Source organism: Pseudomonas morbosilactucae (assembly GCF_023241715.1).
GTDB lineage: Bacteria > Pseudomonadota > Gammaproteobacteria > Pseudomonadales > Pseudomonadaceae > Aquipseudomonas > Aquipseudomonas morbosilactucae.
The window spans coordinates 12,199-36,375 of record NZ_JALQCW010000022.1 but is presented as its reverse complement, the minus strand read 5'-3'; the positions used below and the strand labels follow the sequence as shown (position 1 = coordinate 36,375).

29 protein-coding genes are annotated in these 24,177 nt (G+C 63.8%); 9 read left to right on the top strand and 20 right to left on the bottom strand.

Going from position 1 to position 24,177, the window contains the following annotated elements; all coding sequences use genetic code 11:
* Window positions 1-20 precede the first annotated feature (20 nt).
* The 4 genes from M1B34_RS10790 to M1B34_RS10775 form a co-directional block, all read right to left on the bottom strand.
* Window positions 21-644 carry a cell wall hydrolase gene (locus tag M1B34_RS10790; RefSeq protein ID WP_268262116.1) on the bottom strand — a complete coding sequence of 208 codons (624 nt, stop codon included), beginning with the start codon at window positions 642-644 and terminating at the stop codon, window positions 21-23.
* A 209-nt stretch (window positions 645-853) separates the two neighbouring features.
* Entirely contained in the window at window positions 854-1,405 is a 552-nt protein-coding gene (locus M1B34_RS10785; RefSeq protein ID WP_268265116.1) for a GNAT family N-acetyltransferase, read from the bottom strand.
* A gap of 181 nt (window positions 1,406-1,586) precedes the next feature.
* Entirely contained in the window at window positions 1,587-2,474 is an 888-nt protein-coding gene (locus tag M1B34_RS10780) for a dihydrodipicolinate synthase family protein (protein ID WP_268265115.1), read from the bottom strand.
* A gap of 30 nt (window positions 2,475-2,504) precedes the next feature.
* A complete protein-coding gene (locus M1B34_RS10775; RefSeq protein WP_268265114.1) occupies window positions 2,505-3,287 on the bottom strand; it encodes an aldolase in 783 nt (260 codons plus the stop codon).
* A gap of 172 nt (window positions 3,288-3,459) precedes the next feature.
* On the opposite strand from M1B34_RS10775, the gene M1B34_RS10770 reads away from it, so the two are divergent.
* The gene (locus M1B34_RS10770; RefSeq protein WP_123331560.1) at window positions 3,460-4,002 is read left to right on the top strand and encodes a helix-turn-helix domain-containing protein; all 543 of its coding nucleotides are present in this window, start codon (window positions 3,460-3,462) and stop codon (window positions 4,000-4,002) included.
* A 50-nt stretch (window positions 4,003-4,052) separates the two neighbouring features.
* Complete coding sequence (locus M1B34_RS10765) at window positions 4,053-4,547, top strand: PaaI family thioesterase (RefSeq protein WP_268265113.1); 495 nt, start codon at window positions 4,053-4,055, stop codon at window positions 4,545-4,547.
* A 51-nt stretch (window positions 4,548-4,598) separates the two neighbouring features.
* On the opposite strand, the gene M1B34_RS10760 is transcribed toward M1B34_RS10765, so the two are convergent.
* The gene (locus tag M1B34_RS10760; protein WP_123331556.1) at window positions 4,599-4,937 is read right to left on the bottom strand and encodes a DUF5713 family protein; all 339 of its coding nucleotides are present in this window, start codon (window positions 4,935-4,937) and stop codon (window positions 4,599-4,601) included.
* 197 nt (window positions 4,938-5,134) lie between these two features.
* On the opposite strand from M1B34_RS10760, the gene M1B34_RS10755 reads away from it, so the two are divergent.
* Window positions 5,135-6,088, top strand: a complete 954-nt coding sequence (locus tag M1B34_RS10755) for a 2-hydroxyacid dehydrogenase (protein WP_268262119.1) — start codon at window positions 5,135-5,137, stop codon at window positions 6,086-6,088.
* An 82-nt stretch (window positions 6,089-6,170) separates the two neighbouring features.
* Here M1B34_RS10755 and M1B34_RS10750 read toward each other — a convergent pair whose 3' ends face one another.
* From M1B34_RS10750 to M1B34_RS10735, 4 genes are all read right to left on the bottom strand, one after another.
* A complete protein-coding gene (locus M1B34_RS10750) occupies window positions 6,171-7,664 on the bottom strand; it encodes a hypothetical protein (protein ID WP_268265112.1) in 1,494 nt (497 codons plus the stop codon).
* A 133-nt stretch (window positions 7,665-7,797) separates the two neighbouring features.
* Window positions 7,798-8,427, bottom strand: coding sequence for a DMP19 family protein (locus M1B34_RS10745; RefSeq protein ID WP_268265111.1), 630 nt, complete (start codon window positions 8,425-8,427; stop codon window positions 7,798-7,800).
* 60 nt (window positions 8,428-8,487) lie between these two features.
* Window positions 8,488-9,144: a VOC family protein gene (locus tag M1B34_RS10740; protein ID WP_268265110.1), complete on the bottom strand. Its 657-nt coding sequence runs from the start codon at window positions 9,142-9,144 to the stop codon at window positions 8,488-8,490.
* A 760-nt stretch (window positions 9,145-9,904) separates the two neighbouring features.
* Window positions 9,905-11,134 (bottom strand): MFS transporter, encoded by a 1,230-nt coding sequence (locus M1B34_RS10735; protein WP_268265109.1) that lies wholly within the window; start codon window positions 11,132-11,134, stop codon window positions 9,905-9,907.
* A gap of 168 nt (window positions 11,135-11,302) precedes the next feature.
* On the opposite strand from M1B34_RS10735, the gene M1B34_RS10730 reads away from it, so the two are divergent.
* Window positions 11,303-11,920 (top strand): hypothetical protein, encoded by a 618-nt coding sequence (locus tag M1B34_RS10730; protein WP_268265108.1) that lies wholly within the window; start codon window positions 11,303-11,305, stop codon window positions 11,918-11,920.
* Between the two features lie 34 nt (window positions 11,921-11,954).
* On the opposite strand, the gene M1B34_RS10725 is transcribed toward M1B34_RS10730, so the two are convergent.
* Window positions 11,955-13,406, bottom strand: a complete 1,452-nt coding sequence (locus M1B34_RS10725) for an L-lactate permease (protein ID WP_268265107.1) — start codon at window positions 13,404-13,406, stop codon at window positions 11,955-11,957.
* A 130-nt stretch (window positions 13,407-13,536) separates the two neighbouring features.
* On the opposite strand from M1B34_RS10725, the gene M1B34_RS10720 reads away from it, so the two are divergent.
* A complete protein-coding gene (locus tag M1B34_RS10720) occupies window positions 13,537-14,028 on the top strand; it encodes an Lrp/AsnC family transcriptional regulator (RefSeq protein ID WP_123331542.1) in 492 nt (163 codons plus the stop codon).
* Window positions 14,029-14,131: 103 nt separating this feature from the next.
* Here the strand turns inward: M1B34_RS10720 and M1B34_RS10715 are convergent, their stop codons facing one another.
* A complete protein-coding gene (locus M1B34_RS10715) occupies window positions 14,132-14,794 on the bottom strand; it encodes an NADPH-dependent F420 reductase (RefSeq protein WP_268262125.1) in 663 nt (220 codons plus the stop codon).
* 99 nt (window positions 14,795-14,893) lie between these two features.
* Between M1B34_RS10715 and M1B34_RS10710 the strand changes: the two genes are divergently transcribed.
* On the top strand, window positions 14,894-15,787 hold the full coding sequence (locus tag M1B34_RS10710) for a LysR family transcriptional regulator (protein WP_268265106.1): 894 nt from the start codon (window positions 14,894-14,896) through the stop codon (window positions 15,785-15,787).
* A 45-nt stretch (window positions 15,788-15,832) separates the two neighbouring features.
* On the opposite strand, the gene M1B34_RS10705 is transcribed toward M1B34_RS10710, so the two are convergent.
* The 7 genes from M1B34_RS10705 to M1B34_RS10675 all read right to left on the bottom strand — a co-directional run bounded on the left by M1B34_RS10705 (window position 15,833) and on the right by M1B34_RS10675 (window position 20,867).
* Window positions 15,833-16,408 (bottom strand): cupredoxin domain-containing protein, encoded by a 576-nt coding sequence (locus M1B34_RS10705; RefSeq protein WP_268262126.1) that lies wholly within the window; start codon window positions 16,406-16,408, stop codon window positions 15,833-15,835.
* A gap of 211 nt (window positions 16,409-16,619) precedes the next feature.
* Entirely contained in the window at window positions 16,620-17,315 is a 696-nt protein-coding gene (locus M1B34_RS10700; protein ID WP_268265105.1) for an OmpW/AlkL family protein, read from the bottom strand.
* Between the two features lie 209 nt (window positions 17,316-17,524).
* Window positions 17,525-17,971 (bottom strand): NUDIX hydrolase, encoded by a 447-nt coding sequence (locus M1B34_RS10695; protein WP_268265104.1) that lies wholly within the window; start codon window positions 17,969-17,971, stop codon window positions 17,525-17,527.
* Between the two features lie 226 nt (window positions 17,972-18,197).
* Complete coding sequence (locus tag M1B34_RS10690; protein WP_268265103.1) at window positions 18,198-18,977, bottom strand: hypothetical protein; 780 nt, start codon at window positions 18,975-18,977, stop codon at window positions 18,198-18,200.
* Between the two features lie 89 nt (window positions 18,978-19,066).
* Window positions 19,067-19,618, bottom strand: coding sequence for a GNAT family N-acetyltransferase (locus M1B34_RS10685; protein WP_268265102.1), 552 nt, complete (start codon window positions 19,616-19,618; stop codon window positions 19,067-19,069).
* Window positions 19,611-20,489, bottom strand: coding sequence for an EcsC family protein (locus M1B34_RS10680; RefSeq protein WP_123331523.1), 879 nt, complete (start codon window positions 20,487-20,489; stop codon window positions 19,611-19,613). Before M1B34_RS10680 ends, M1B34_RS10685 begins: the two co-directional genes overlap by 8 nt.
* 90 nt (window positions 20,490-20,579) lie before the next feature.
* Complete coding sequence (locus tag M1B34_RS10675; protein ID WP_268265101.1) at window positions 20,580-20,867, bottom strand: barstar family protein; 288 nt, start codon at window positions 20,865-20,867, stop codon at window positions 20,580-20,582.
* 203 nt (window positions 20,868-21,070) lie between these two features.
* On the opposite strand from M1B34_RS10675, the gene M1B34_RS10670 reads away from it, so the two are divergent.
* The gene (locus M1B34_RS10670; RefSeq protein ID WP_268265100.1) at window positions 21,071-21,196 is read left to right on the top strand and encodes a hypothetical protein; all 126 of its coding nucleotides are present in this window, start codon (window positions 21,071-21,073) and stop codon (window positions 21,194-21,196) included.
* Here the strand turns inward: M1B34_RS10670 and M1B34_RS10665 are convergent, their stop codons facing one another.
* Window positions 21,197-22,042, bottom strand: coding sequence for a LysR family transcriptional regulator (locus M1B34_RS10665; RefSeq protein WP_268265099.1), 846 nt, complete (start codon window positions 22,040-22,042; stop codon window positions 21,197-21,199). It lies immediately after the preceding gene.
* Between the two features lie 276 nt (window positions 22,043-22,318).
* Here M1B34_RS10665 and M1B34_RS10660 point away from each other — a divergent pair, with 276 nt between their 5' ends.
* Window positions 22,319-22,660, top strand: coding sequence for a hypothetical protein (locus M1B34_RS10660; protein ID WP_259740369.1), 342 nt, complete (start codon window positions 22,319-22,321; stop codon window positions 22,658-22,660).
* A 70-nt stretch (window positions 22,661-22,730) separates the two neighbouring features.
* Here M1B34_RS10660 and M1B34_RS10655 read toward each other — a convergent pair whose 3' ends face one another.
* Window positions 22,731-23,426, bottom strand: a complete 696-nt coding sequence (locus M1B34_RS10655; protein ID WP_279653226.1) for a tRNA (adenine(22)-N(1))-methyltransferase — start codon at window positions 23,424-23,426, stop codon at window positions 22,731-22,733.
* A 210-nt stretch (window positions 23,427-23,636) separates the two neighbouring features.
* Between M1B34_RS10655 and M1B34_RS10650 the strand changes: the two genes are divergently transcribed.
* Window positions 23,637-24,158 (top strand): P-loop NTPase family protein, encoded by a 522-nt coding sequence (locus tag M1B34_RS10650; RefSeq protein WP_268265098.1) that lies wholly within the window; start codon window positions 23,637-23,639, stop codon window positions 24,156-24,158.
* Window positions 24,159-24,177 lie beyond the last annotated feature (19 nt).

The following is a 24,177-nucleotide window of genomic DNA, read 5'->3' as shown; positions in this document are numbered from 1 at the left end:
GAAGGGTCCGCGAGCCGGGCTTAACGCGCCGCCACATCCTTGGGTTTGTAGAACAGGAAGTGGCCGATCTCGGTGGTCTTGATATAGGCCCGGGACCAATCGGGCGAGGCGCTGCGGTCATGGAAATACAGGGCGCCTCCGGTACGGTCCTGAAGTTGCTGATTGAGGGCCTTGCGCGCAATTTCCTTAGCGACGGTGTAACGGTCCTCTTCCTCGACCTGATCGGCCCGCCCGTCGCACCACCAGGAAAACTGGCAAGGGCTCTTCTCCGAACCCTGCTTGACCACCCCGCACACCGTGTCCGGGAACCCCTCGTGCCCCAGGCGGTTCAACACCACATTAGCCACGGCCTCCATGTCCGCCGACTCACCGCCCTTGGCTTCCCAGTAAATGGTCCGCGACAGGCAGGTAATGGCATCGTCCATGGGCGCCGTGCCGCTGGGGTCCACCGCCTGGACTTCGGTCTTGGTGATGGGCGCGGCCTTCGGCGCCTCGCTGACCGGCTCCTTGGCCGCGGCCTTCTGCTCCAGCACCTCGGCTTTATCCTCGGCAACGGCCTGCACCGCCGGCTGGCTCTCGGCCGCCCGCAACGGCCCGGTGAACAGCATGACGGTGAGGCAGGCAATGATTGAAATAACGCGCATGATCGACCCTTCTGCGTAATCCGATAAGACCCCATACCCGTGTGCCCTGCGCCCCGGTTCAAGGGGGCGGAGGGCACGCGACCTGAAAAGGCCAAGGCCTGCGCGGTAGGACGTCGATGGGGGCGAACGCGACGCGAAGGGCCTTATGGAATCGACACTGCGGCGCGCCATTCATTCCCAAGGCCATGAAACCTGCTCAACGGTCTGTTTCAGGCGCCGGGGCTCGCCACGCTGGGAGGACCCAGGCCCTGCCAATCCTCACGGCTCATCCGGTACACACGCACGGCGCGCTCGTGAAATTCAAGTTCGTCGTAGGCCTTGAATCCGGCACGCTCGGCCACCCGCAGGGAGGCGCCGTGCTCCGGCTGGATAATCACCACCACCGAGGTCGCCAGGCCTTGGGAAAACACATGGGCCAGGGCACCTTGGGCGGCTTCGGTGGCCAGCCCCTGGTTCCAGAAGCGGGTGGCCAGGCGATAACCCAGGTTGGCCTCTTCCACGCCGTTGACGTCTTCCGGGCCGACGCCGCAAAAACCCACCAGTTGGTTCGAGGCCTTTTCCACCAGGGCCCAATGCCCCATGCCGTGATCGGCGTAACACTTCACGCACCAGTCGATGAACCGGCCCGTGATCTGTTCGTCACACACGCCACTCACCGAATACTCCATCACCTGCGGGTCGCTGAGGATCGCGGTAAGGGCCGGCAAGTCCTGCCGTGACAAGGGTCGGCCGATCAGCCGTGGGGTTTCAAATACCTGCATCCGTTGCTCCTTGTAGAGGTTCTGCCCATCCGTACCGCCCGGTTGGGCGGTGGGCGTCCTGGCCCCTGAAGAGCAGGATTATGCCGGACGCTCGGTGCAACGCCAGCTTCGTCCGCAACTGATCGTTCTGGGCGCCCGGGGCCAGTGGCTGACTGGCCCAGGGCGCCACCCTCAAGTGCCCTTAGCCCAGGGTCTTGAGCAACGCCTGCAAGCGGTTGCGCCCGGCATCGCCAAGGGGGAATACCGGCAGGCGCGGGTCGCCCATGTCCAACCCGGTCAGCGCCAGACCCGCCTTGATGGTGGCCGGTAAACCGCCCTTGAGGATGAAGTCCAGCAACGGCAACTGTTGGTAGAACAGCGCGCGGGCCTGTTGCAGGTCGTTGTCCAGCACCGCTTGATAGAGCGCCAGGTTGAGCTGCGGAATCAGGTTGGGCGCGGCGCTGCACCAACCCGCGGCACCGGCGATAAAGGCTTCCAGGGCCAGGGGGTTGCTGCCGTTGTAGAACGGCACCTGGCCTTCGCCCTGCAGATGCAGTTGGTGCATGCGCTGGATGTCACCGCTGCTCTCCTTGACCATGGTCACGTTGTCCACGGCCTTGACGATTTTCAGGATCAGTTCCACCGAGAGGTCGGTGCCACTGGTGGCCGGGTTGTTGTACAGCATGATCGGCACGCCGACGGCCTCGCCGATGGCCCGATAGTGGGCAAGGATTTCCGCCTCACTGAGTTTCCAGTAGGCCGTGGGCAGCACCATCAAGGTGTCGGCACCACGGGCCTCGGCAAAGCGTGCACGGCGCACGGCCTTGGCGGTGGTCAGGTCGGAAACGCTGACCACGGTCGGTACGCGCCGGGCCACATGCTCAAGGCTGAACTCACAGATGTGGTCCCATTCCCGGTCGCTCAGGTAAGCCCCTTCGCCGGTGCTGCCCAATGGCGCGATAGCGTGCACGCCACCGGCAATCAGGCGGTCGATGGAACGCCCGAGGGCTTCCAGGTCCAGCTCTTGGCCGTTGGCGGTAAAGGGGGTGACGGTGTAGCCGATGATGCCGTGCAGGATGGGGGTCGACATTGGGTTTCTCCGGGGGCGCAAGTCAGGGGGTCAGTTCAGGCAGTCGGCGTGGTGCTTGAGGCATTGCCGAGTGAAGTAGTTGAAGGCCGCAGCGTGGCGCTTGGGCCGTGCAATCCAGTCGTGGGCTTCACGCCCCAGCTCAGGCTGGATGGGCTGGATGGCGCCGGCGGCCATGGCCAGCAGTTGCAACTTGGCGGCGCGCTCGAACAGCTGGGCGATGACACAGGCTTCCTCGATGCTGGCCCCGGTGGACAGCTGGCCGTGGTGCGACAGCAGGATGGCGCGCTTGTCGCCCAAGGCGGCGGAGATGATCTCGCCCTCCTCGTTCCCCACCGGAACCCCCGGCCAGGCCGGCAGGAATGCACAGTCCTCATAGAGCGGGCACAGGTCCATGTGGGATACCTGCAACGGCACCTCCAGCATCGACAGCGCGGCGACATGGGTCGGATGGGTGTGGATGATGCAGTTAACGTCCGGGCGAGCCCGGTACACCCAGGTGTGGAAACGGTTGGCCGGGTTGGGCATGCCGCGACCTTCGAGCACCTCCAGGTCTTCATTGACCAGCAACAGGTTGCCGGCAGTGATCTCGTCAAAACCCAGGCCCAGTGCCTGGGTGTAATAGGTGCCGGGCTGAGGGCCACGGGCGGTGATCTGCCCGGCCAGGCCCGAGTCATGGCCGTGCTCGAACAGAATGCGGCAAGTCAACGCCAGCTTTTGCCGGTCGGTCCACGTATTATCCGCCAGGGTATTTTGCATCTGGGTCAGCGCCTGCTTGAGCAGTTGCGCCTTGGGTAGTGCTAAGGTCTCGGCCATGTCGGTGTCCTTGAGTCGTTGCAATGGACGTCGGATTTACCCACCCGCTGCCGGCAAGATTGCCGCTTGCCAGGCAGTCAGGGGAAAACAAATGACACTAAAGATGCTATATGACACAAAGTGTCATTAGCAAGGATCAATCGTTGCTTCCTTGATGGATTAATCGCTCTACATGTCTATCCGTTTGAAATTACTGAGAAAAAAACTTGGCGTAACCCTCGAAGCGCTGGCGGAAAAATCCGGCATGACCAAGAGTTACCTGTCGAAAGTCGAGCGCGGGCTGAACACCCCCTCGATTGCGGCGGCGCTGAAGCTGGCCAAGGCGTTGAACGTCAAGGTCGAGGAATTGTTCGCCGAAGACCGCATCGGCCTGGACAGCTACAGCCTGGTGCGCAGCGACGAGCGCCAGTCCCTGGCAGCCAACGACCAGGCACCGGGCTATGCGGTGCTGGCCCATCAGGTCAGCGAGCGCAGCCTGTTGCCCTTCATCATCTACCCGCCCCGGGAGTTCACCGACAAGACCTTCAAGGAGCACACCGGCGAAGAGTTCCTGTTCGTCCACGAGGGCCAGGTGGAGGTGGACTTCATGAACGAGCGAGTGATCCTCAACCGTGGCGATGCCCTCCACTTCAACGCGCAAAAGCCCCATCGGCTGCGCTCCCTGGGCGAGGTCCAGGCGCAATTGCTGGTGGTGGTCCACAGCAGCGACGAGTAAGCGCGACGACCCCGTCCGGCACCCAGAATAAAAATCAACAAGGTGAAAGCATGCACAACCCTCCCCTGCAAGACGTCACCGCGCCGGAAGGCGTTTGCTACGGCTGTGGCGGCAACAACCCCCACGGCCTGCACATCAAGAGCCGCTGGCTCGAAGACGGCGTGCACCTGGTCGCCGAACACCTCCCGGACGCCCAGTACTGCGGCTGGCCCGACTTGGTGTACGGCGGCCTGATTGCCATGCTGGTGGACTGCCACTCCAACTGGACCGCCATGGCCTACCACTACCGGGCGGAGCAGCGCGCGCCCGGCAGCCTGCCGCGCATCGACTGCGTGACCGGCAACCTGGGGATCAAATTCATCAAGCCAACGCCCATGGGCGTGCCCTTGACCTTGCGGGCGCGGGTCGAAGGCGAGGTCGGGCGCAAAAGCCGGGTGATCTGCGAGGTGTATGCGGGCGAGGTGCTGACGGCGGTCGGCGATTCGGTCTTCGTCCGGGTCGATACCCGGCAACTGGCGGCCAACGCTCACGGTCGGGACGACTGAGCACGCCGCGCAGGCAAGGCGCGCATCAACGCCCTGCCCCTGTGCGACGGTTTACCAATCCCGGGTGGCGATCAGCTCTTCGATGTCGGCGTCAAAACCATAGGCACTGGCAATGACCGCGAAGTCGGTGCCGATGCAATCCCGGGCAGCGGTTTCGATCTCGCTGCCGTTCTCCTCGAACTCCTCGGCCAAGGCATTGAAGTCATCGGTGGTGGCCTGGGTGATTGCGTACAGTTCAGTCAGGCCTTGGGGGGATTCGGCCTCAATGGTGGCGCACATGTCCAAGAGCAGTTGCTGCCCCTTGGCCACCAGGTGGGGCGGGAAATACGCGTCCTGGGTCATCTCGGCCAGGAATGGATAGTTTTTCAGTTTTTCGTTGCTGATGGTCATGGCTGAGCCGCTCCCTGGAGTTGAAATACTGCCGCTCAAAATCGGCAGCGGCACGTTAAACGTTGGGGCCTGACCTGCCAAGCAAAACTGCGGAAGCCGAACTTCCCCGGCTTGCTGCCGATCGTCTAGTGTGAAGGCTGTCGTCGGCGCCCCGCTGCCGGCACCGCCCTTCCGCCCTCCCTCACGAGCACCCTGCCATGCCCCGAGCACTGCTGGTTCTGATCGAGTTGACACCCCAGGCCCTGGAGCGCCTGCAGGCCGCCGGCTTCACCCCTCATGTGGCGCTGTCTGCCATGGACAAGGCCGCAGCCTTCGAGACCCTGGGCCCACAGGTCGAGGCGGTGCTGACCAACGGCTCCACCGGCCTCTCGGCCGCCGAAATCGCGGCGTTGCCCCAACTGACAATCATTTGTGCCCAGGGCGCCGGCTATGAACAAGTCGACCTGACGGCGGCCCGAGCCCGGGGCATTGTGGTGACCCACGGCCCCGGTACCAATGACGCGTCGGTAGCGGACCACGCCCTGGCCCTGCTGCTGGCAATAGTACGTGGCATTCCCCAGGCCGACGCCGCCGTGCGCCAGGGCCTGTGGCAGCGATCCCGCCAGCCCCGCCCCATGCTCTCGCGCAAAAAACTGGGCATCCTCGGACTGGGCCAGATCGGCCAGAAAATTGCCCAGCGCGGTGCCGGCGGCTTCGACATGGCAGTGGGTTATCACAACCGTCAGGAGCTACCCGGGTGCGCCTTCAGGTACTTTGCCACGCCCCTGGAACTGGCCGCCTGGGCGGACTTTTTGGTGGTCGCCACGCCGGGCGGCGCAGGCACCCGGCACCTGGTCAATGCGGCCGTGCTGGAGGCGCTGGGTGCCGATGGCTACCTGGTCAATATCGCCCGAGGCAGCGTGGTGGACAGCGCCGCCCTCGGCCAGGCCTTGCTCGATCGACGCATCGCCGGCGCGGCCCTGGATGTGCTGGAGGGCGAGCCCGAGGTGCCCGAGCAGTGGTTGAAACTGGACAACCTGATCCTCACACCGCACATCGCCGGGCGCTCCCCCGAGGCGGTCAGCGCCACCCTGCAATTGGTCCTCGACAACCTGGCCGCCCACTTTGCCGGCCAGCCAGTCCTGACGGGGGTCGAGAAGGGTTGGGGCTGAAGCTTGAAGCCTCAAGCCTCAAGCCTCAAGCTTGGAGCTTGGAGCTTGGAGCTTGGAGCTTAAAGCTCCCCCCGGCCCCCCCCTACTTCAAACCATACGTATAGATCCCCAGGTCTCGGCTGTCGTACCAGTTGCCCTTGGCCCAGATCACCCGGTCCTCGGCCCCTTGGAAACCGAGGATGCCCAAGTAGCCGCCAATGGCCAGTTGCTGCCAGGAATGCCCCCAGTCCCTGGAATAAAATACCCCGTCGGCGGAGATGCTGGCGTCCGCCCCCCAATAGAGCCAACGCGGTGGATGGTGTTCGCTGGAGGTGTTGATCAGCAGGCTGTTGCGCCCCACCTGGAACTGGCTGACGCGCACCGGGCGGTCCGAAGACAGGGGCGCGAACACATTGGGCAGCGCCCCCAGCACCTTCCAGGTGCGTTGCTCGGCGTCCAGTTCGGCCACCTCATCGCGCCCCTGGTTGCCCTGGTCGATCAAGCCAACCAGACGCCCGGTGCCGTTATCCCGCAGTTGCCCGATGTACAGCCCGTCCTCATGTTGCACAGCGCCGACCTGCCACGGGCCACCGGCCTCGCGCGACAGGGGCGCACGGGTGGTGACGTTGAACGCCAGGTTGTCCCCCACGCCATCCGGATTACGCCCCCAGAAACGCTGGGACACCCAGATCACCGCGTGCTGCCCATCCAACTGGCTGACTTGGGTATTGATCTCGCCGTGGCCCTCGGCCTCGTCCTGCCATTGCACAATCTCCGGGCGCTTGGTCCGGGCGTAAGCACCGGTCAGCAACAACGACTCGGCCGTGAAAATCGGTGCGCTGCTAGCGCCGCGGTCGGCGGAATAAGACACCCCGGTGGACAGCGCCCGCGGTTGATCCTGATCGATCACGTCGTCCAGGCTTTCGGGCCGGCCCCAAGCCCAGACGTCGTCGGTGCCATGGAAATAGGTCTGCAGGCTCCAGGCCAGTTGCTCGACCTCGGGAAACAACCCCTGGCGCAACCAGTCCCAGCTCTGGCCCTGATCGTCACTGCGCAGGACCACCGTCTGCGTCAGGCTGTCGGTGCGGTCCTTGGCCGGCGCCGGGCGCTTGAGCCCCGTCAGCAGGAACACCTGCTGCCCATCGGGGCTGGCCACCAGGCAGGCGGCTTCACTGAGCTGCGCCACGGTTTGAAATTGGCCGTTGGCGTCCAGGCGAGAGATTGAGGTGAGCTCTTTTTCCCCACGGACGAAGTACGCGGAAAAGGCGCCAGAGCCCTGCTCTTCTTCTGTCTCTTCAGGCGTCGGCTGGCCACGGACCAGGGCATCCAGGTCTTGCACCCCGGCCGCCACCGGCTCGGTCTTGGAGCGCTCGTCCAGGCGCGCCACCAGCCAGGTCGCCTTGGGGGTGACCACCACGCCGGTGCAGTACTGGGCCATCGCCCGCTGCTCGGTGGCTTGCACCGTGCCCAGGGTACGTTGATCGGGGCTGGCGCCGCCCCACTCCAGCTTGGCGCTGGTGATGACCCACAGGTACCAGAGCGCCGCAGCGCCGAGCAGCGCCACCGTCAGGGTGGCAAAGAGCTTTGAACGAGGCATGGCAGGTCCCTATCCGTGGAAGAAAACAAAGGTTTGGCAGCATTGCCAGGGACCCGGAAGCACCTGGGCGCAGCGATGATAAGCCTAAGCCCCCCGGCCGTGGCAGCCATGTTCACGGCGCCACCGAGCGCACTCAACCCGGGTAAAAATGCCGCACCGCCAGGGCTGGTACCTCTTCCATCGCGGTCCAGAGCTGCGGGTCCAATTGCCCGCTGATCACCTCGTCCTCCTCCTCGGTCAACAGCCGGGCAATGTCCCACAACGCCTTGAGTTCGGGGTGGTGTTCCAAGTGATCGAGCAACTGCCGCTGGCGACTGACCAGGGCCCGGGTGTTCTCGGCGCCGATGGCGTGCAGGGCCTGCAATGCCAACTGGCAGGTCTGCTCGCCCCAGTTGCAGAAGAACTGCACAAAGCCGCCGTTGTAGCCGTCGGCCTCCAGGCGCCAGAGGGCGACGATGGCCTGATCCCGCGGGCCGAGCCGATCAAGCTGCCATTCCAGGTCCTTGAGCCGGCCCATGGCATCGTTGCACAGGTGCTCCCAGATCCAGTCCACGGAGTCGATGGTCAGCCCCTCGGCTCCCAGGTGCGGCCAATACAGCTGCGCGCCGCCGGCCTGGATCTGAAAGTCTTGGCGGGCCTGGGCATCGGCGTCTTTCAGCGCACTGAAGCGCGTCAGTGGCTGACGCAGCACCAAGCCGTCGGCCCAACCGAGAATCAGCATCGCGTCATCGAACGCGACCTGGGTGATAACGATGTCGTGCATGGAATAACCTTTCTGGCGTACGTCCCTGTGGGCGCACATTAAATGGGGTTCGCTGGCGAATCAGCCGTGGATGACCAAGGGCAACGCCGGGCGTAAATCCCAGGTCAGCCCCCTGGTGCCCTGATCGAACTGCAAGCGCAACAGGTGCTCCGGCCCCTGCTCAAGGGTCACGCCCGGCACCTGCGTAGCGCACTCGGCCGAGGGGGACCACGGGTCGGTGGCGGGGCCGGTGACTTGCACCGACGTCAGCTCACGCAAGCCGGCAGCATGTTCCAGGGGCTGGGCACGCTCGGCCGGCGCCTGGTCCGGACGCTGGGCAAAACCGAGGAAAAACCACATCGGCTCCCCCAGCGGCCCGTGGCCTACATCGACTTTCAGGTCCCCTGGCAGGTAAGCCGGGCGATAGACCCAGCCCGGCATGGGCGACGGCGCGCCTGCAGATGAAGGCCTGAAGCACACGCCAAAGGGCGAAGCGCCGCCCGCTGTGGCGCTGAGGCGTTCATACAGCCGGGTGGGCGCGGTCAGCGGGCTTTGCGCTTGCTGCGGGTCAGTGAGGTACAGCAATTCGATAAAGGCATTGCGAAAAAACACCCGACGATTGGCCGTGCCCTGCCCCGGGTGCTGGTTGGCCGTGCCCTCCACCAGGCCCAAGGCAACCAGGGCCTCGGCAGCCCGCGCCGGGTCCTTTACCGCGATAAAAACGTGATCCACTTCCATGCTTGAGTCCCTGTGATCCGTTGCCGTTACGGCGCCCTTACTCGCGGCCATAAAAATACGCCACGACCCGCCTGCAAACCTCGTCTTCGGCGGCTGACCAGAGTGGCTGGCCCAGGATCACGCCGTTTTCTGCCAGGTGCTGGCACAGCAGCCAGCCATCATCCCAACCCAGACCCAGCATGTCCGGGTAGAAACCGACTTGGGTGATGGCAATTTTTTCATCGGCGGACCTTCCTGAAGTCGAGTGCGACCGCAGCGTGGCGGGTCAGGAGGGGCACTATAAACGATGGGGTCCAACCGGCGATCCGGGGTGCCAGGATCGTGATGCAGATCACTGATCGGCGGCTCAAGGATACGCTCGCGCCAGACACAGCAACGCCCTGCCAAGGCAGGGCGTACGGACGACGGAACCAAACGTTGCAGCGACCACGACACCCGGCCGCTGAGGGGCTGAACTAGACCGGAGAGATGGTGGCCAAGGCGCCGATCAGGATCGTCAACACCAGAAAGCCACCCAGAAACATTGCCATCTTGAACATGAGGCCTCCTAAAGACCGAGTGTGCGGAACAACCTGGACCACGCCATCAGCGGCGCTTGTGGTGGCGGCCCAAGGAGCGGAGCAAAACCCTGGGGTGGCGTCTGAACGTGGTTTTAACAGGCACCGGCAGGCGCCAGCGCGGGCTTATTGTGCCGCGCAGACTGACCCCATAACAGACGCAGATAACGATGAAAAATACGGATCAGATGCGCCGCCGAGATTCAGGCCTGGGCATCAACACCGCGCTGCACGCACCAGGACAATGGCAGGGTCAGCAACAACGTGGCGGCCAGCAGCATCACCGCCACCGGCACCCCGGTGCTGTCCCCCAGGTGGCCAAACAGCAACGGCGCCAGGGCCCCGCCGCCGATGGTGCCGGTGTAGAAAATCGCGAACGCCTGCTCGCGCTTGCCGGCCCCGGCCAAGTCTGGCACCGCGCCATAGAGCACCGATGACGTGCCGTTCAAGGCCAGCCCCAGCAACGGCAAAACCAGCATCAGCCCCAGGTAGGGCAGATACACCGCCGCCACAATCAACACGGCCGTGGTGAACTCCGTCAGCCATACGGTTTTCATCATGCCGATGCGCGCGCCCAGGTAGCCGCACAACAGCTTGCCGAAGGCGCCGCCGACAAACAGCAAGGTCAAGGCCAGGCCGATACCGGCGGTGCCGGCGCCCTTGGCCTGTAACAGAAAAGGCAGGAAGGTGAGGAAGCCCATGCGCACCGCGCTGTCCAGGGTGCCGGTCAGAATCAGCGCACGCAGGCCACTGACCGAGCCGCTGCCGGTGATGACCTTGGCGGGCTTGCCGACCATGGACGACGCGGCCGCCCGGGACGGAATCAGCCACCACAAGAGCCCGGCGGCCAGCACCCCGAGCAGGCCCATCAGGGTGACACTGGCGCGCCAACTGAGCACCGTCAGCAACAGCCCCACCAGACCGGGGATCAGGGTCTTGCCGATGTCCCCGGCAAAGTTGTACTGCGACAACGCCTGCTTGACCCCGCCGCCTGCCTCGTGGGTATCGGTGATCAGCGACGACGCCAGCGGGTGCTGGGTGCTGGCACCCAAGCCCCCCAGCAACAGCGCCAGCAGCAACACCGTCAAGCCACCGGCCTGCCCCGCCAACAGATACGCCACGCCCGCCAGCAGCGTACCGCCCACCAGCAAACGCTCCCGGCCCCAGCGCTTGGCAGCGCGGCTGGCCAACAACTGGAAACCGGCCATCATCCCGGAGTAGGCGCCGCGCAACAGTCCGACCTGGGCAAACGTCAGGCCGAACTGGGCTTGCCAGATGGGCAACAGCACGTAGATCAGGTCGGTCAGGCCGTCGTGAATGGCGTGGGCACTGCAACCGGCGAACAGCGAGCGGCGACGGATCGATACGTCACTGGCGCAAGGTCCAGGTGCAACAGGGATAGAGAGAGAACGTTCGTCCTTGAGGCTGTTCATGCTAGGCGGGTATCGAGTAGGGAGGCGCTGGCATTTAATCAGGGTTGGCCGGTGCACGACTATATGAAGGCTGTGAAAGCGGCAAAAAACTCCGAAAAGCGCCCCGTGTCAGCGTCAGCCTGTCAGTCCATAATGGACGCCTTCGACGGTGGTGAAACAAGGATGAGCATGGGCTTTCTCAGCCGTATCGGTAGCCTGTTCGGGAAAGTGCCCAGGGAGCAAGTGCTGGGCTACAGCCCTGCGCAACTGCAGGCGCTGTTTACCCAGCCGCTGCCCCAGGAGGCGCCCGCCCGGCCCCTGCCGGCGAGGGCCGTGTCATTGGCAGGCATCGGCGTACCGGCCTATTACTGCTCGATGCTGATCGATCAACGGGCGGCGCACACCTGCAGCGCCCTGATCGAGTCGGGCTTCACCCTGGCCCATGAGCGGGTATTCAACGACCGCCCCGTCAGGCAGTACCACACCCCGTGCAACACCCAACAGCTGATTGCCTTCAGCTCCCCGGCCTTCAACGCGGTTCAACTGCAGTGGGTGAGCAACAGCCAGGACCTGCTCCAGGCCATCGAGCATCAGCGGTTCGCCGTGCCGCCGCCCTGGGTCGCCTTCGACGGCTACGACCCGCGATGGTGGGGCGGCGCCATGCAAGGCGCCCAGGGGCACTACAACGAGCGCTACTTCTCGCCGTTCTTTGCCGGGCTGAACCCCGCCGAGAAGCGCGCCTATTACGCCCACTACCAAGCCTCTGCCGAATGGATCAACTGCCTGGAATCGCTGCCCCAGGAATAGCGCCGACTCAGGCCGCCGCCCCTCAAACCAAGCATCAAGGCAGCCATATCAGGGCCGCCAACGCGACCATCAGGGTATTGAGGCAGACCAGGCCAAAACCGAAGCGCACCAGCTCACCCTCTTCCTGTGCCGTGGTCTTGGCCAGGCCCAGCACCAGCATCACGATCGACAACGAACCCAGCGCCGCATGGCCGGCCGCACTGTTCTGCACTGCCGCCAACAGCAACCGCGATGACTCGGGCAGCAGCGCGATGGCGGGCATAAAGATCGCGTTGCCGCCCACATTGGAGCCAGTCATGTAGCCGGACAGCGCACCGAACCCGGCGATCAGCGGCATCACCGCCGAGGGCGCCAGGCCCGTGAGCATCTGCACCAACCCCGCGAGAAACCCCGCCTTGACCATCATTTGCGACATGGCGAGAAAAAAGAAAATCGTCAGCAGCGGACGCTTGATGCGCGCTGCCAGCCCACGCAACAAACCGTTGTCGCCTGCCGGCTGGCCGGACGAACGCCGTTGGCAGAACAACAGGACGAACAACACCAACATCAGCGCCACGCCAGGAGACGCCAACGGCTTCCAGACCACCTGTGCCCCTTGCACCCACCAAGCATCCTGCCAATGGGTGGCGGCACTCAGCAGCTTCAGGCCGAGGATGCAGGCGATCAGCGCCAGATACGGCCAGGCTTGGCGCGGCCAGCCCGCACCCGGGCGGTCGCCAGCGTTGCGACGCCCACGCCACAAGGCCCACAGCCACACCGACAAGGCCACCACCAGGCCGGCGCCAACACCTGCCACCTCGGGCCCCAAACCGCGGCTCGCGCCATACAGCACGCTGACAAACAGCAGCCAGAACCCCACCAGCGCCACCCAGGCCCGCAGCTCTCGCACACCGGCCAGGTACAGCGCCACCGTACCCATGGCAAGGAACACCAGGGCGCTGGTCAGCGCCGAAGTGGACGCCAACGCAGCGGCATCCAGATGGGCCAGGGAAGCGCCGATCACTGTGGCCAGCCCCAGGGTGCCCCACGGCATGATCGCCATGCCGGTGAGCGCCATGCGCAAGGCCGCACGGCGCTCGAACAGACTCAGCAGCAATGGCACCGTGGCGATCAGCGACACGCCAAAACCGGTCATCGCCTCCAGCAACGGGGCCAAGCCGAGGACGATAAAAACCACCTGCTGGGTGCGGTCCAGGCCCTGGGCTTTGACCCACTGGCTAAGCACCTGATTGACGCCCAGGCGCTCAATCAGTATCACGAAGGCCATGCCCGGCACGATGACAAACGCGGTACTGAGAAACAGCACGACGGTGTCCCGGCCGGCCGCAATCAGGGTATCGGCCTGCCAGGCATCGGCCGCGCCGACCAGCCACAACACAGCGACCAGCGCTGTCCCGGCAATCGCCGCCTGCACCGGCGGACGGCGAAGCACCATGAGCGTGACCATCACCAGCATGACGGGGGAGAGATGCAGCCATATCAACATGCAAAAATTATCCTGTGGGTGAACGCGGGGTCTCCTGGGAAGCGAGAACGGGCGAGATAATATTTCTTTACCCTGGATAATTTTTCGCTGATTCATGCTAGTTTTCGGGAAAAAATCTCACCGAGGCTATATGCCAAAACCTTCTGCCAATACCCCTTATGCCCTGGATGGATTTGATCGGGCCATCCTGCAAATCGTCCAGCAGGACAACACCACGCCCCTGCGCGCACTGGCCGATCAGGTGAACCTGTCTTCGGCGTCGGTACAGCGTCGTCTCAAGCGCATGGAGGAATGTGGGGTCATCACCGGCAACGTGGCGATCGTCGACCCGACTCAAGTGGGCAAGCCCATCACCATCGTGGTGGAGGTCATGACCGAGCGCACCAGCATCGACGCCATGGAAGCGATGAAAAAACACTTCGCCGTGCCCGAAGTCCAGCAGTGCTACTACGTCACCGGCGAAGCCGACTTCGTGCTGATCGTGAATGTCGCCACCATGCAGGAATACCAGGCGCTGGCGCGGCGCCTGTTTGCCGAGAACGCCAACGTCAAATGGTTCAAGACCATGGTGGCCCTGGACCGTTTGAAAGTCGGGCTTGAAGTGCCCTGCCTCCCGGAATGACCGGCGCGGGCTCCAAGGGTGGCGTCGAACACGCTCCCCTCTGAGAGCAGGGGCCAGTGATCAATGATCGCTGACCCTACCCGCTGCCGCCGGCCCCTCCTGGTTAATGCCGCCACGCCCCCTCGGGCACCTCGACCCGCCGCTCAGCCGCAGCCAGGGCCGCCTGCAGCCCCTGTTTGTCCAAGGGTTTGCAGTACGCCGGCTTGGCGCGTTCGAAGCGCCAACTGTCATCCAGCCCACCCCCGTCCACCGCATCAAAACCCAGCTCGTCCAGCAGTTGCACGACCCGCACTTTTGCCTCGGCATCGTCCGCCGCAATGGGCAGAGCCCGGCGGTCGGCAGCGCCACTCGGCCGCCCGTGCTCAAGCAGGTCACCCGCCAGGATGGCGTTGAATACCTTGACCACCGTGGCGCCCGCCAGGTGCTCGGCGAGCAGGCGGCTGGTGGTGGTTTCAAAGCGGTCCAGGGCGCCGATGTGGCCGTCGCGCTCGGGGTAATAGTTGTTGGCATCCAGCACGATTTTCCCGGCCAGCCACTGGGCGGGCAGGCTTGCATAGTGCTCCAGCGGGATGGCCACCAGCACCACGTCGCCGAACCCTGCCGCCGCCTCGACCGTGCCGATCTGGCTGCCGGCAATACCGCTCAACACGCTGCTCATGGTCTGGGGGCCACGGGAGTTGCTGAGCATGACTGAGTGCCCTGCAGCGATGGCCAACTGCGCCACAGCGCGCCCGATAAAACCTGCGCCGATGATTCCGATCTGCATGATGTTCTCCGTGATTGGTTTGCAGGGGCCTATGATGATTAGCAACCAGCTGGAGATAAATTGCCGCCTGGTACTTAGTCTCATTACCAGGAGTATTGAATGGATCGGCTCACCAGCATGGGCGCCTTTGTCATGGCCGCCGAAGCCGGCTCGTACGCCGGCGCCGCCCAGCGCCTGGGCATGTCGCCGCAAATGGTCGCCAAACATGTGGCCGCCCTGGAGCATCGGCTGGGCGCTCGGCTGCTCAACCGCACCACGCGCCGGCAAAGCCTGACCGAATTGGGCAGTGCCTATTACGAGCGCTGCAAGCACATTGTCAGTGAGGCTCAGGCTGCTGACTCGCTGGCTCAAATCATGACCGACACGCCCCGCGGCACACTCAAAGTCAGTGCCCCGGTGACTTTCGGCTCTTACAGCCTGATGCCCTTCGTGACCGATTTCCTGCGGCAATTTCCAGAGGTGGAAATCGACCTGCACCTGACCGATCGCGCGGTTGATCTGGTGGAGGAAGGCTATGAAGCGGCGTTTCGTATCGGCCCTCTGGGCAGCACCAGTTTGACCGCCAGGCCCCTGGCGCCCTATCGCTTGATCGTGTGCGCAGCGCCCCGCTACCTGGCGGAACATGGCACGCCGCTGAACCCCGCCGACCTGCAACAGCACGAGTGCCTGGGCTATGCCTACTGGTCGCGCCCGGCCGACCGTCAATGGCAGTTCTGCCAGGGCGCCGATGTGCATGAAGTGCCGGTCCGCAGTCGTTTGCAGGTCAACGAGAGCAAGGCGCTGCTGTCGGCAGCAGTGGATGGTTTCGGCATCGTCCTGGGCCCGGCGGACTTCCTCGAACCGGCGTTGCGCCGGGGCGAACTGGTCAGGCTGCTGGACGCTTTCGAGACGCCCAGCCGGCCGATGCACCTGCTGTACAGCGCTCATCGACAAAAAACCGCCAAGGTCCGGCGGTTTATCGATGCGGCGATGCTGTGGTTCGCGGCGCAATAAGGCTGGTGCTGCTGGCCAGCGCGCAGCGGCACCCGCCCCGATGCGTTACAGGTTATCCGTCACCCGGCAGAGTTTGCTGTCATTCAACGGCGCGCTGGAGAACGTTGCCGAACCCACGGGCGCCTGCTTGAGCATCACCCCGCATTTGTACAGCCCCGAGGCTTCCACCTGGTAGTCCATGCCGGCCTTGGGCACGAAGCTGAACAGGTTGTAGCACTGGGCGCCGAGGTAGTGAAATGCGATGGGTTGGCCCGCCGGGACCAACAGCTCGCTGCGGGTGCCCGGCACCGTGGGTTGGACGGGGGCCGGCATGCCCAGGCTCTCGCCGTTGCGGTTGGCGTAGCCGTCACGGGCCACCACCATGACCCCGGCGCCCGGCAGGCGGAAATCGACACAGTCGGACCGAGGCACGCCCCGCACCATGCCGTCACTGATCACCCGCACGCGCACGGTTTCGCCACCCGGAGGCGTCGAATAAGGGGTGGAAAAAGACCGCACATCAGTCAGCGCTCCGCAGCCGGCAAGGGAGACCAGCAGACCGGCCACGCCCAACAGGCGCAGCGACAGGGAATGGGAGAAGGTGTGGGCATGGACGTGGGAAGGCAGAGGCAGTTGACTCAATGTGTCGCTCCTTGCGGGTCGGGTTCCAGTAACAATAACGACGCTCAGTCGCTGGCGTTTTATAAAGCGTTCATCAATCCTCGGCAATGCTGGCCCCGCCACCTCCCCCCTCCCTGAGCTCGGCACAAGGCAATAGCAACGCCATGGAGGCCAGCTTGAACAGCGCACGATCGATCCGGGCACTGAGTGGCACGTCACCGTGGACCGGCGCCTAGAACCGGTACCCCAACCCCAGCATGTAGACGAACGGATCGACGTCCACATTCACCTTGGAGCGGACCCCGAGGTTGCCATTGCTCACATAGGCATCGGTTTCAATGTCGATATAGCGCATCTGCGCGTTGAGCATCAGCCGGTCGGTGAGCATGTAGTCCATGCCCACCTGGGCCGCCCAGCCCCAGGAGTTGCTGGCGTGGAAATTGTCGAAACCTGCGGCTGCCGCCCGGCTGCCGACCTTCTCATCGTAGATCCAGGTGTAATTGATCCCCGCCCCCACATAGGGCTGGAACGCCGATTGATTGTGCATCGGGTAATACAGCAGGCTCAGGGTCGGCGGCAGGTGCTTGAGGGAGCCGAGCTTGCCATCGGCGATGCCGCCGGCGGTGCCACTGAGGCTCACGTCGTGTTCAAAGGGGGTCGCCGCCAGCAGTTCAACTGCCAGATTCTGGGTCAGCATGTAGGCGAAGTTCAGGCCCAATTGGGTATCGCTGCCCAGGCTCGCCTTGCCTCCCAGGCTGGTGCCAGCCAGGGCGCCACGATCGACATTGACGCTGGAGCTGCGCTCTCGCGGGTCCACCGTCACCGCGCCGGCGCGAACAATGATGTCGCCGGCCTCGAAAGCCTGGGCCGTGGAAACGGTCAGGGTCGACAGCAACAGGCTGGTACTCAGAAGGGTCAACTTACGCATGCATCACTCCACAACTCGAACAACGGCCAACCCGCCAGCCGTGCTCACGGCGGGCTGTGCCAGGGAGGCTTGAGTATCGAGAAGCCGGTAACCGCGCACATCTGCCGAATGACAGAGGCCGAGGCTGTTCAGGCGCAGGATGCGTTGCTGGGTATTTCGTGGATCAAGTCGGGAGTCAGGCTGCTGTGGCCAATCGCGACAGGAGCCGGTCAGTCCAGCAAGCCGGCATTCTTCAGCAGTTCGCCCAACCCTTGGGGAACCAGCGGCGTCTGCTCAGTGAAGCTTGCGCTGCCATGCCAACGGGCTACAAAGGGCGCGCCGTCGCTTTCCTGGGCGTCGAGTTGGGAGCGCTGGTAGAGCGTCGAATCCTCGAAACGGGCGTCGTACACCTGGACGATTTCATGGCTCGGTTTGCCGTCGTACACAAACAGACTTTCCAGGGTGCCGATCAGCCGCAGGTTGTTGATCGACTGCCCCAACTCCTCCTGCACTTCCCGGACAATGGCCTGGGCACTGTGCTCACCAAAATCGATCCCGCCGCCCAGGGGCCGGAACAGCATCTGTTGCTGATCCGCATCCTGGAATTGATTGACCAGGATCTTGCCCTGGTGGTGGAAGACGCACAGCGCAAGGGCGCGAATACGAGGTTCAGCCATGGGGATGACGTCCATTCAAAGGGGGCAAGGCGCGGCATTAGAGCATGGCGGGAGGAGCATCAGCCAACGTAGAAATGCCGCACTGCCAGTGCCTGCGGTTCTTCCATCGCTACAGGCAGTGGGCTCCCGCAACGGGCTCGTCGGCCCACCCCAGGCAGAGCCGGTCCTGGTGGGAGCGAACACCCGTGATGGGCTGAGCTTTATCGGAGAGGCGACTTCCAGGGCTTTAGGGGCTCCGGCGCTGGCACAACCAGTCCAGTGCGGTAAACACCGCGCCAGCCAGCAAGCCTATGAGCAGGAACGGCAGAATCAAGTGATCCAACAGGGGCTGCCAGACGCCCAGTTCGCCGCGCAATGCGACGCCATCCTGTGGCGCGCCCGGCGCACCAAACAACAACCAGATCAGCACGCCGCTGATACCTCCGCCAATGACGTAACGCCACGGAGTCGAGAAAAAACGCTGCATCAACCACAGCACCGGCCAACTGACTAACAGGCTCAACAAGGCGCCGACCAGGGCGAAAAAGCAGAACAGCGACAGGTTCTCCGAACCGCCGGGGTCCAGCAGCACCGCGACGCCACCCGAGGTCAAACCACCCGACACGGGAACCGCCAGGATCGTTGCCCAGCGTTGCTGAAAGCCCGGTTCGCGGCGAATGGCCAAACGCTCGATCCCGCTGACCACCAGGCTGTACAACGCCCCCAGCGCCAGCCCGCCCAACAGCGTCATCAGCCACAGGCCCATCGACGAGCCGTGTACCATCAGGCTGGCCACCCAGGCTTGAATCAACCCACTGACCAGATGCCGGCCCTTGAACCGGCCAAAACGCCGATCCCCCCACAGCAACAAGGGAATGCCCAAGACCGTGGCGATGACAAAACCAAACAGAAACCCGGAAAACAACTCCGTGGCGTTCCAGCCATTGCTCAGCCCCTTGGCCACGCACAACACCAGCCCGCCACAGAGGGGCACTGCGAATAAGCGGAGTTCGGCATTGGGCTTCATTGGGTTAAACCTTGGCTTGGCACAGTGTGGGGCGTTGATGATTTGAATTGCCCTTGAAGAACAACCACCCCCAAAGGCTGGACTTGTCGCTAATCGACGAGCGCCTCCGCCCTCAACAACGAGCACTGCACCAGATCATGGTGGGCCCCCAGCCAATACCCCGCCTGACGTGAAACCCCTTCGCGGACAAAACCTGCCCGCTCCAGCAACTTGAGGGACGCCAGGTTCTGCGGATGCACTTGGGCTTCGATCCGATTCAAGCCCATGTGGGCAAAACCCCAGCCGAGGATGGCCTCCAGTGCCTCCGTCATCAGCCCCTGCCCTTGCGCTTCACGCGCCAGTTCGAAGCCGATGGCGCAACTGCGCCACGGGCGGTTCCATTTGAACAGGCCGCAGGTGCCCAACAGGCCCGGTACGGACGGGCGCTCGATGCCCCAGCGAACGCCCGGGTTGGGCAAGGCCCGCCAACTGGCGAATTGGGCCAGCAGTTGCTCGGCCTGCCGGTATTCGGTCATGGGATCGGTGCCGAACCACTGCATGGCCTGGGCGTCGCTGTGAATGGCGAACAGCGCCGGAAGGTCAGCCGGGCCCAGCTCCCTGAGAATCAGGCGCGGGGTCTGGAGAAGCGGAAAATCACTCATGTGGATGGCTGCCCGGCCCTTGTGTACTCAGTGGCTTGCCGATGATCTCGGCGTACTCGCTCTTGATCTGTTCATAGCCGTACTGTTCCTCCAGGCGCTTCACGGTGAAGTGCCCACGGGCCATGTCCTGATAGAAATCGGTGAACAGCGCATTGATCGTGGCACCGGTAAAGGCGCCGATCACAGGCACCGCCTGGGCCGCGAATTTGCTGGAAATGGTCACGCCATAACGCGTCGCGACTTTCTCGATCAGCACCGCCAGCCAGGTGCCCACCTGCCCCGGCGATAAGCGGCTGACAGCGCCGGCGCCCTGCTTGGCGGCGATGGCCGCCAGCTCCTTGGACAGTTGCTGCATGGCCTGGGTGGTAAAGCTGCGGGTGATGTAATAACCGGTCTCGGTCGCGTCATCCGCGCTGCTGTTGCCGCCCATGGCAAACACTTCGATGCAGGCCTGCTTGGTGGCCAGGTCGTCCAGATCAAAGCCTTCACTGCGGGCCACATCCGCCACCGAGCGCATCATGATGGTGGTGGACACCGGCAGTTCGACAAACAGCGCGGTAAAGCCGAACGCCCCACCCACCGCTCCCGACGTGGCGGCATAGAGTTTGTGCAGCAAGGGGGAGGCTTGTTTCTTCGGGCTGTTGGCCAGGCTCCACAAGGCGGCGTCGGCGGAGCTGTGCAGCGCGGCCACCACCGCACCATTGATCTTTTTCGCCACCACCGCCGGCAAGGCCTTGACCGCGCTTTCGATGGGCGAACCGAGCAAGCCGGAAAGGCGCGCCGCCAGGGACGGAGCTTCCAGCAACCGCACCGCACGCTTGAGGTCCTGGTAGTCCTCCGGGCTGTCTTTGATGTTCATCGGCTTCTCCATGGTTGGCGCTCTGCTGGCCCTTGAATCCAAGCGCCACAACATGGACCTTGCTGGCCCCCCGGCGTTCCGAGGGCACCTGTCGAGCCCTGCTCAGTCGAACAGCACCTGCGTGGCCATCTCCGGGTATTGGGTGTTCATTTCGGCCAGGCATTTTTTCATCAGCCGAGCATCCTCCGGCAGGCGCTGGGACAACACCGGCCAACCGGTAATCCGCAACTGCTCGGGCAAGTCCACCAGCCCGGTGATCGCGTCCCAGAACGCGTCCCAATTACAGCCGTACCAATCGGGAAAACCCAGGACGTCGCGCAAACGGCCATGGAGTTCACCCGCGGTGGTCACGCTACTCAGATCGATGTCTACCACTGGCACGCGGTCCATTTCCTGCCCCTCGAAGCTGATTGATCGGTGCACAGGATAACGGAACTTCAGGGTGACCAAGGGGCCGTGTGCCCATCCATTTAGCCTGGCAATGGCCGCACTAACCCGCCGTTGTGCTTATCACTGAAATAGCCCGCAGCGCCTGTTTCATGCCCCGGGCCCTGCCCATACTTTGGCGGCCATCACTGCCAAAGGAAGCCCCCATGGAACCGCTCCGGATACCGCCGCTTACCGCCTTGTTGATCCAGCTCGCCGCCTTCGGCGTTGCCAGCCTGCTGATCGTCAGCCTGACCCTGCTGGGCAGTTGGATCGGGCGCCTGCTGCACTGATCAGGAACCTGCAATACCGTCGCTCAAGGCCCGGATCAACGCCTGGGCCTGGGCGTCGCGCTGGCCGCTGTAAAGCACCACGTCGCGACTGGGCAGCAGCGGCAGATCGAAGCGTTGCTGCACACTCACACAGCCTTCAGGTGCCATGCGGCCGACCATGGCGCCGATGCCAATGCCAGCCACCACCGCGGCGCCAATGGCGAGGATGCCGCTGCCGACAAAGGCCTCTTCCCACAGCCGGTCCTCGGCGTCCAGGGCGCTCATCACCATGCTGCGCATGCCACAGGGATCGGGCTGAATAGCCAGGGGCAACGGTGCGCCGGGTGACAGTCGGAAATCCTCGGCCGCCATCCAGTCAAAGCGTTCAGTGCCGATCACCTCGCCGTCCTGGCGGCGATTGTCATGGCGCAGGATCAGGGCCACGTCGAGCCGGCCCTGTTCGTAGCCGTCGAGCATGTCTCGGGAAGTGCCAAGGCTGAAGGCAACCACCACATCCGGGTCAGTGTTGGCCAGGCGCCGCAGCCATTGGCTCAGGTCGACACCGACAATGTGATGGCTGACGCCCACCCGCAAGGTGCGTTTCTGTTGGCCGAAGCAGTTGATCGCTTCCTGGTAGTTGTCCAGCAGGCGCCGGGCGCTGGCCAGGAACACCTGGCCCTGGGCGGACAGGATCACCCGCCGAGGCGTGCGCTCCAACAGCTTGCGGCCCAGGCCTTCCTCCAGCCGCTTGATCTTCAGGCTGATGGCTGCCTGGGTACCGCCCAGGGCGTCGGCGGCGCGGGTGAAGCTCTTGAGTTCGGCAACCAGGACGAAGGCCTGGATAGCGTCGATGTCGGGCATTTTCATTGAGAGACACAGCAAGGCAGACAGAGAGCGCGACGTTACCACGGCGCCGGGCCAGCGGTGGCAACGGCTTGCCAGCCTCGGCAAGCCCGTGCCACCGACCTGCCCCTGTCGCCAGCGTCAAAGCCTAGCAGGGCAAGGTTTGCAGCCACTGGCCTGAGTTTTGCTCTGTTTCTCGGCAAACCACCAAGGAGTCGCAACATGATAGGAAGCACCTCATCCAAAATGCCGGGCTATAACGCGCTCATCAGATCCTTGGAGAATGGCACCCTGAAGTCCATGAGGATTCAGGTCGCCAACGCGACACCGGAACTCCAGGCCAAACTGGACGCTACCTTTCTTGAGTCGGAACGCTCCAACGCAACGATGATCGCCACCTATAGAGCCAATCCCACCTGGGCGACCATCGACGACAAAAACAACACCGTCGAGCTGCCCGACGTGTCGTCACTGAGCAAGGACGCCGCCAGCCATGTGCTCCAGGGCCTGCAGTACCTGGTCGAAATCGGACGCCTGGACGGCAAGACCATCACCGCCAAAAATGGCGGCCTGTCGACCGACAGCACAGCGGTCTATCAGGACTGGCTGCAAGCGCAGATCGGCGTTGATGCCCATGCATAAGTAGCCCTGCGCGTGCGCCTCTGACTGCGCGAAAACGCTTTGCTGCGAATTCGACAGTCAGAGAGCGGCGCTAGGACAGCAACTCGCTGATCCACCGAACCTGCCGGACAGTTTCTTGCACCGTCGCCTCGGGTACGGCCTGCCGCGCCTTGGCGAAGTTGCTCAGGGTCTGCTGCTTCAGGCGCAACAAGCGTTGCCACTTCAGCAGGAACGCCGGGCTGCGTGCCTGCATCTGCTGTGGGCCAAAGTACAGTTCCTCGGCGCTGTAGGTCACCGGCCCGGAGCGTTCGGCAACGATGATTTCGTAGTCGAAGCGGTTTTCCCGCAGCACTTCTTCCGCGAGGATGCGATAGCCGTTGTCCATCAGCCATTGGCGCAGAGGCTGCTCGCCGCCATTGGGCTGCAGGATCAGCCGCTCCTGCCCGCTCAGGTACGTTTTGCCGCTGTCGAGGATGTCGCGAATGGTTTCGCCGCCCATGCCGCAGAGGCTGATCGCAGTGATCCTGTCTTCGGCCTCGATCGCCGCCAGGCCGTTGGCCTGGCGCACAGCGATGCGCTGCTCCAGACCGTTCTCACGCACGGTACGCTCCGCCGAGTAGAACGGGGTCAAGGCCACCTCGCCGGCCACCGCCGCCACAATGACGCCACGGCGCATCAACGCCACCGGCAGGTAGGCGTGGTCCGAGCCGATATCGGCCAGGCGCGCACCCGCTGGCACGTGCGCCGCCACACGCTCCAGGCGCATGGACAATGTCTGTTGGTTCAACTGCCGCCCCTTTCACCACGAACACCCGGCACCTTTGGCCAGATTGGGGCGCGATTCTGTCGAGCATCGCCGTACATTTCAAATTTATGCGACAAGGGCCAGGCTCAAACCCTGACCGCCCCTCTGAAAACCTATGACGGGCCACGTCACCGAGGCCAGATACCTGCGCTCTTGATAGACTGGCGCGTTTTTTACAGCAGGGATTTGCTGATGCAGCGCATCGTTATTCTGGGCAACGCGGGAAGTGGCAAATCGACCCTGCCCCGTGAACTCGGCCGCCGCCTGAATCTGCCGGTGGTCCACCTGGATACACTGTTCTGGGAGCCCGACTGGGTGGAAGCGGATAACCAGGTGTTCCGCACACGCGTCGAGCAAGCCGTCTCCGGGGACACCTGGATCAGTGAAGGCAACTATTCCCGCCGCACCTTTGACCTGCGACTGCCCCGTGCCGACCTGGTCATCTGGCTCGACACCCACCGAGCCACTTGCTTGCGCCGAGTCATGCTCCGCAGCGCGCTGAATCGACCACGGGCGGATCTGCCTGCGGGCTGTACCGAGAAATTGAATAAGGCGTTCTTGAAATTTCTCAGCTTCGTGTGGCATTTCGACCGGGTAAACCGCCCCGGCATCGAGGCCGTGCGCCAGGCCATCGCCCCGCAGATCCCGGTGATCCAACTGCGCAGCACTCGCGAGGTTTCCGAGTTTCTGGACGGTTTGCCCGCCCGAGCTTGAGCCTGGGCTATTCTGGCGT

What these genes read in the sequence shown, in the direction of transcription:
- M1B34_RS10730 (WP_268265108.1), top strand. Translation starts at nt 11,303, where the DNA reads ATGGGCTTTCTCAGCCGTATCGGTAGCCTGTTCGGGAAAGTGCCCAGG.
- M1B34_RS10660 (WP_259740369.1), top strand. Translation starts at nt 22,319, where the DNA reads ATGAGGATTCAGGTCGCCAACGCGACACCGGAACTCCAGGCCAAACTG.
- M1B34_RS10785 (WP_268265116.1), bottom strand. Translation starts at nt 1,405, where the DNA reads ATGCAGGTATTTGAAACCCCACGGCTGATCGGCCGACCCTTGTCACGG.
- M1B34_RS10755 (WP_268262119.1), top strand. Translation starts at nt 5,135, where the DNA reads ATGCCCCGAGCACTGCTGGTTCTGATCGAGTTGACACCCCAGGCCCTG.
- M1B34_RS10685 (WP_268265102.1), bottom strand. Translation starts at nt 19,618, where the DNA reads ATGAGTGATTTTCCGCTTCTCCAGACCCCGCGCCTGATTCTCAGGGAG.
- M1B34_RS10650 (WP_268265098.1), top strand. Translation starts at nt 23,637, where the DNA reads ATGCAGCGCATCGTTATTCTGGGCAACGCGGGAAGTGGCAAATCGACC.
- M1B34_RS10670 (WP_268265100.1), top strand. Translation starts at nt 21,071, where the DNA reads ATGGAACCGCTCCGGATACCGCCGCTTACCGCCTTGTTGATCCAGCTC.
- M1B34_RS10680 (WP_123331523.1), bottom strand. Translation starts at nt 20,489, where the DNA reads ATGGAGAAGCCGATGAACATCAAAGACAGCCCGGAGGACTACCAGGAC.
- M1B34_RS10740 (WP_268265110.1), bottom strand. Translation starts at nt 9,144, where the DNA reads ATGGAAGTGGATCACGTTTTTATCGCGGTAAAGGACCCGGCGCGGGCT.
- M1B34_RS10775 (WP_268265114.1), bottom strand. Translation starts at nt 3,287, where the DNA reads ATGGCCGAGACCTTAGCACTACCCAAGGCGCAACTGCTCAAGCAGGCG.
- M1B34_RS10700 (WP_268265105.1), bottom strand. Translation starts at nt 17,315, where the DNA reads ATGCGTAAGTTGACCCTTCTGAGTACCAGCCTGTTGCTGTCGACCCTG.
- M1B34_RS10790 (WP_268262116.1), bottom strand. Translation starts at nt 644, where the DNA reads ATGCGCGTTATTTCAATCATTGCCTGCCTCACCGTCATGCTGTTCACC.
- M1B34_RS10745 (WP_268265111.1), bottom strand. Translation starts at nt 8,427, where the DNA reads ATGCACGACATCGTTATCACCCAGGTCGCGTTCGATGACGCGATGCTG.
- M1B34_RS10780 (WP_268265115.1), bottom strand. Translation starts at nt 2,474, where the DNA reads ATGTCGACCCCCATCCTGCACGGCATCATCGGCTACACCGTCACCCCC.
- M1B34_RS10690 (WP_268265103.1), bottom strand. Translation starts at nt 18,977, where the DNA reads ATGAAGCCCAATGCCGAACTCCGCTTATTCGCAGTGCCCCTCTGTGGC.
- M1B34_RS10710 (WP_268265106.1), top strand. Translation starts at nt 14,894, where the DNA reads ATGGATCGGCTCACCAGCATGGGCGCCTTTGTCATGGCCGCCGAAGCC.
- M1B34_RS10720 (WP_123331542.1), top strand. Translation starts at nt 13,537, where the DNA reads ATGCCAAAACCTTCTGCCAATACCCCTTATGCCCTGGATGGATTTGAT.
- M1B34_RS10695 (WP_268265104.1), bottom strand. Translation starts at nt 17,971, where the DNA reads ATGGCTGAACCTCGTATTCGCGCCCTTGCGCTGTGCGTCTTCCACCAC.
- M1B34_RS10725 (WP_268265107.1), bottom strand. Translation starts at nt 13,406, where the DNA reads ATGTTGATATGGCTGCATCTCTCCCCCGTCATGCTGGTGATGGTCACG.
- M1B34_RS10760 (WP_123331556.1), bottom strand. Translation starts at nt 4,937, where the DNA reads ATGACCATCAGCAACGAAAAACTGAAAAACTATCCATTCCTGGCCGAG.
- M1B34_RS10715 (WP_268262125.1), bottom strand. Translation starts at nt 14,794, where the DNA reads ATGCAGATCGGAATCATCGGCGCAGGTTTTATCGGGCGCGCTGTGGCG.
- M1B34_RS10735 (WP_268265109.1), bottom strand. Translation starts at nt 11,134, where the DNA reads ATGAACAGCCTCAAGGACGAACGTTCTCTCTCTATCCCTGTTGCACCT.
- M1B34_RS10665 (WP_268265099.1), bottom strand. Translation starts at nt 22,042, where the DNA reads ATGAAAATGCCCGACATCGACGCTATCCAGGCCTTCGTCCTGGTTGCC.
- M1B34_RS10750 (WP_268265112.1), bottom strand. Translation starts at nt 7,664, where the DNA reads ATGCCTCGTTCAAAGCTCTTTGCCACCCTGACGGTGGCGCTGCTCGGC.
- M1B34_RS10770 (WP_123331560.1), top strand. Translation starts at nt 3,460, where the DNA reads ATGTCTATCCGTTTGAAATTACTGAGAAAAAAACTTGGCGTAACCCTC.
- M1B34_RS10675 (WP_268265101.1), bottom strand. Translation starts at nt 20,867, where the DNA reads ATGGACCGCGTGCCAGTGGTAGACATCGATCTGAGTAGCGTGACCACC.
- M1B34_RS10765 (WP_268265113.1), top strand. Translation starts at nt 4,053, where the DNA reads ATGCACAACCCTCCCCTGCAAGACGTCACCGCGCCGGAAGGCGTTTGC.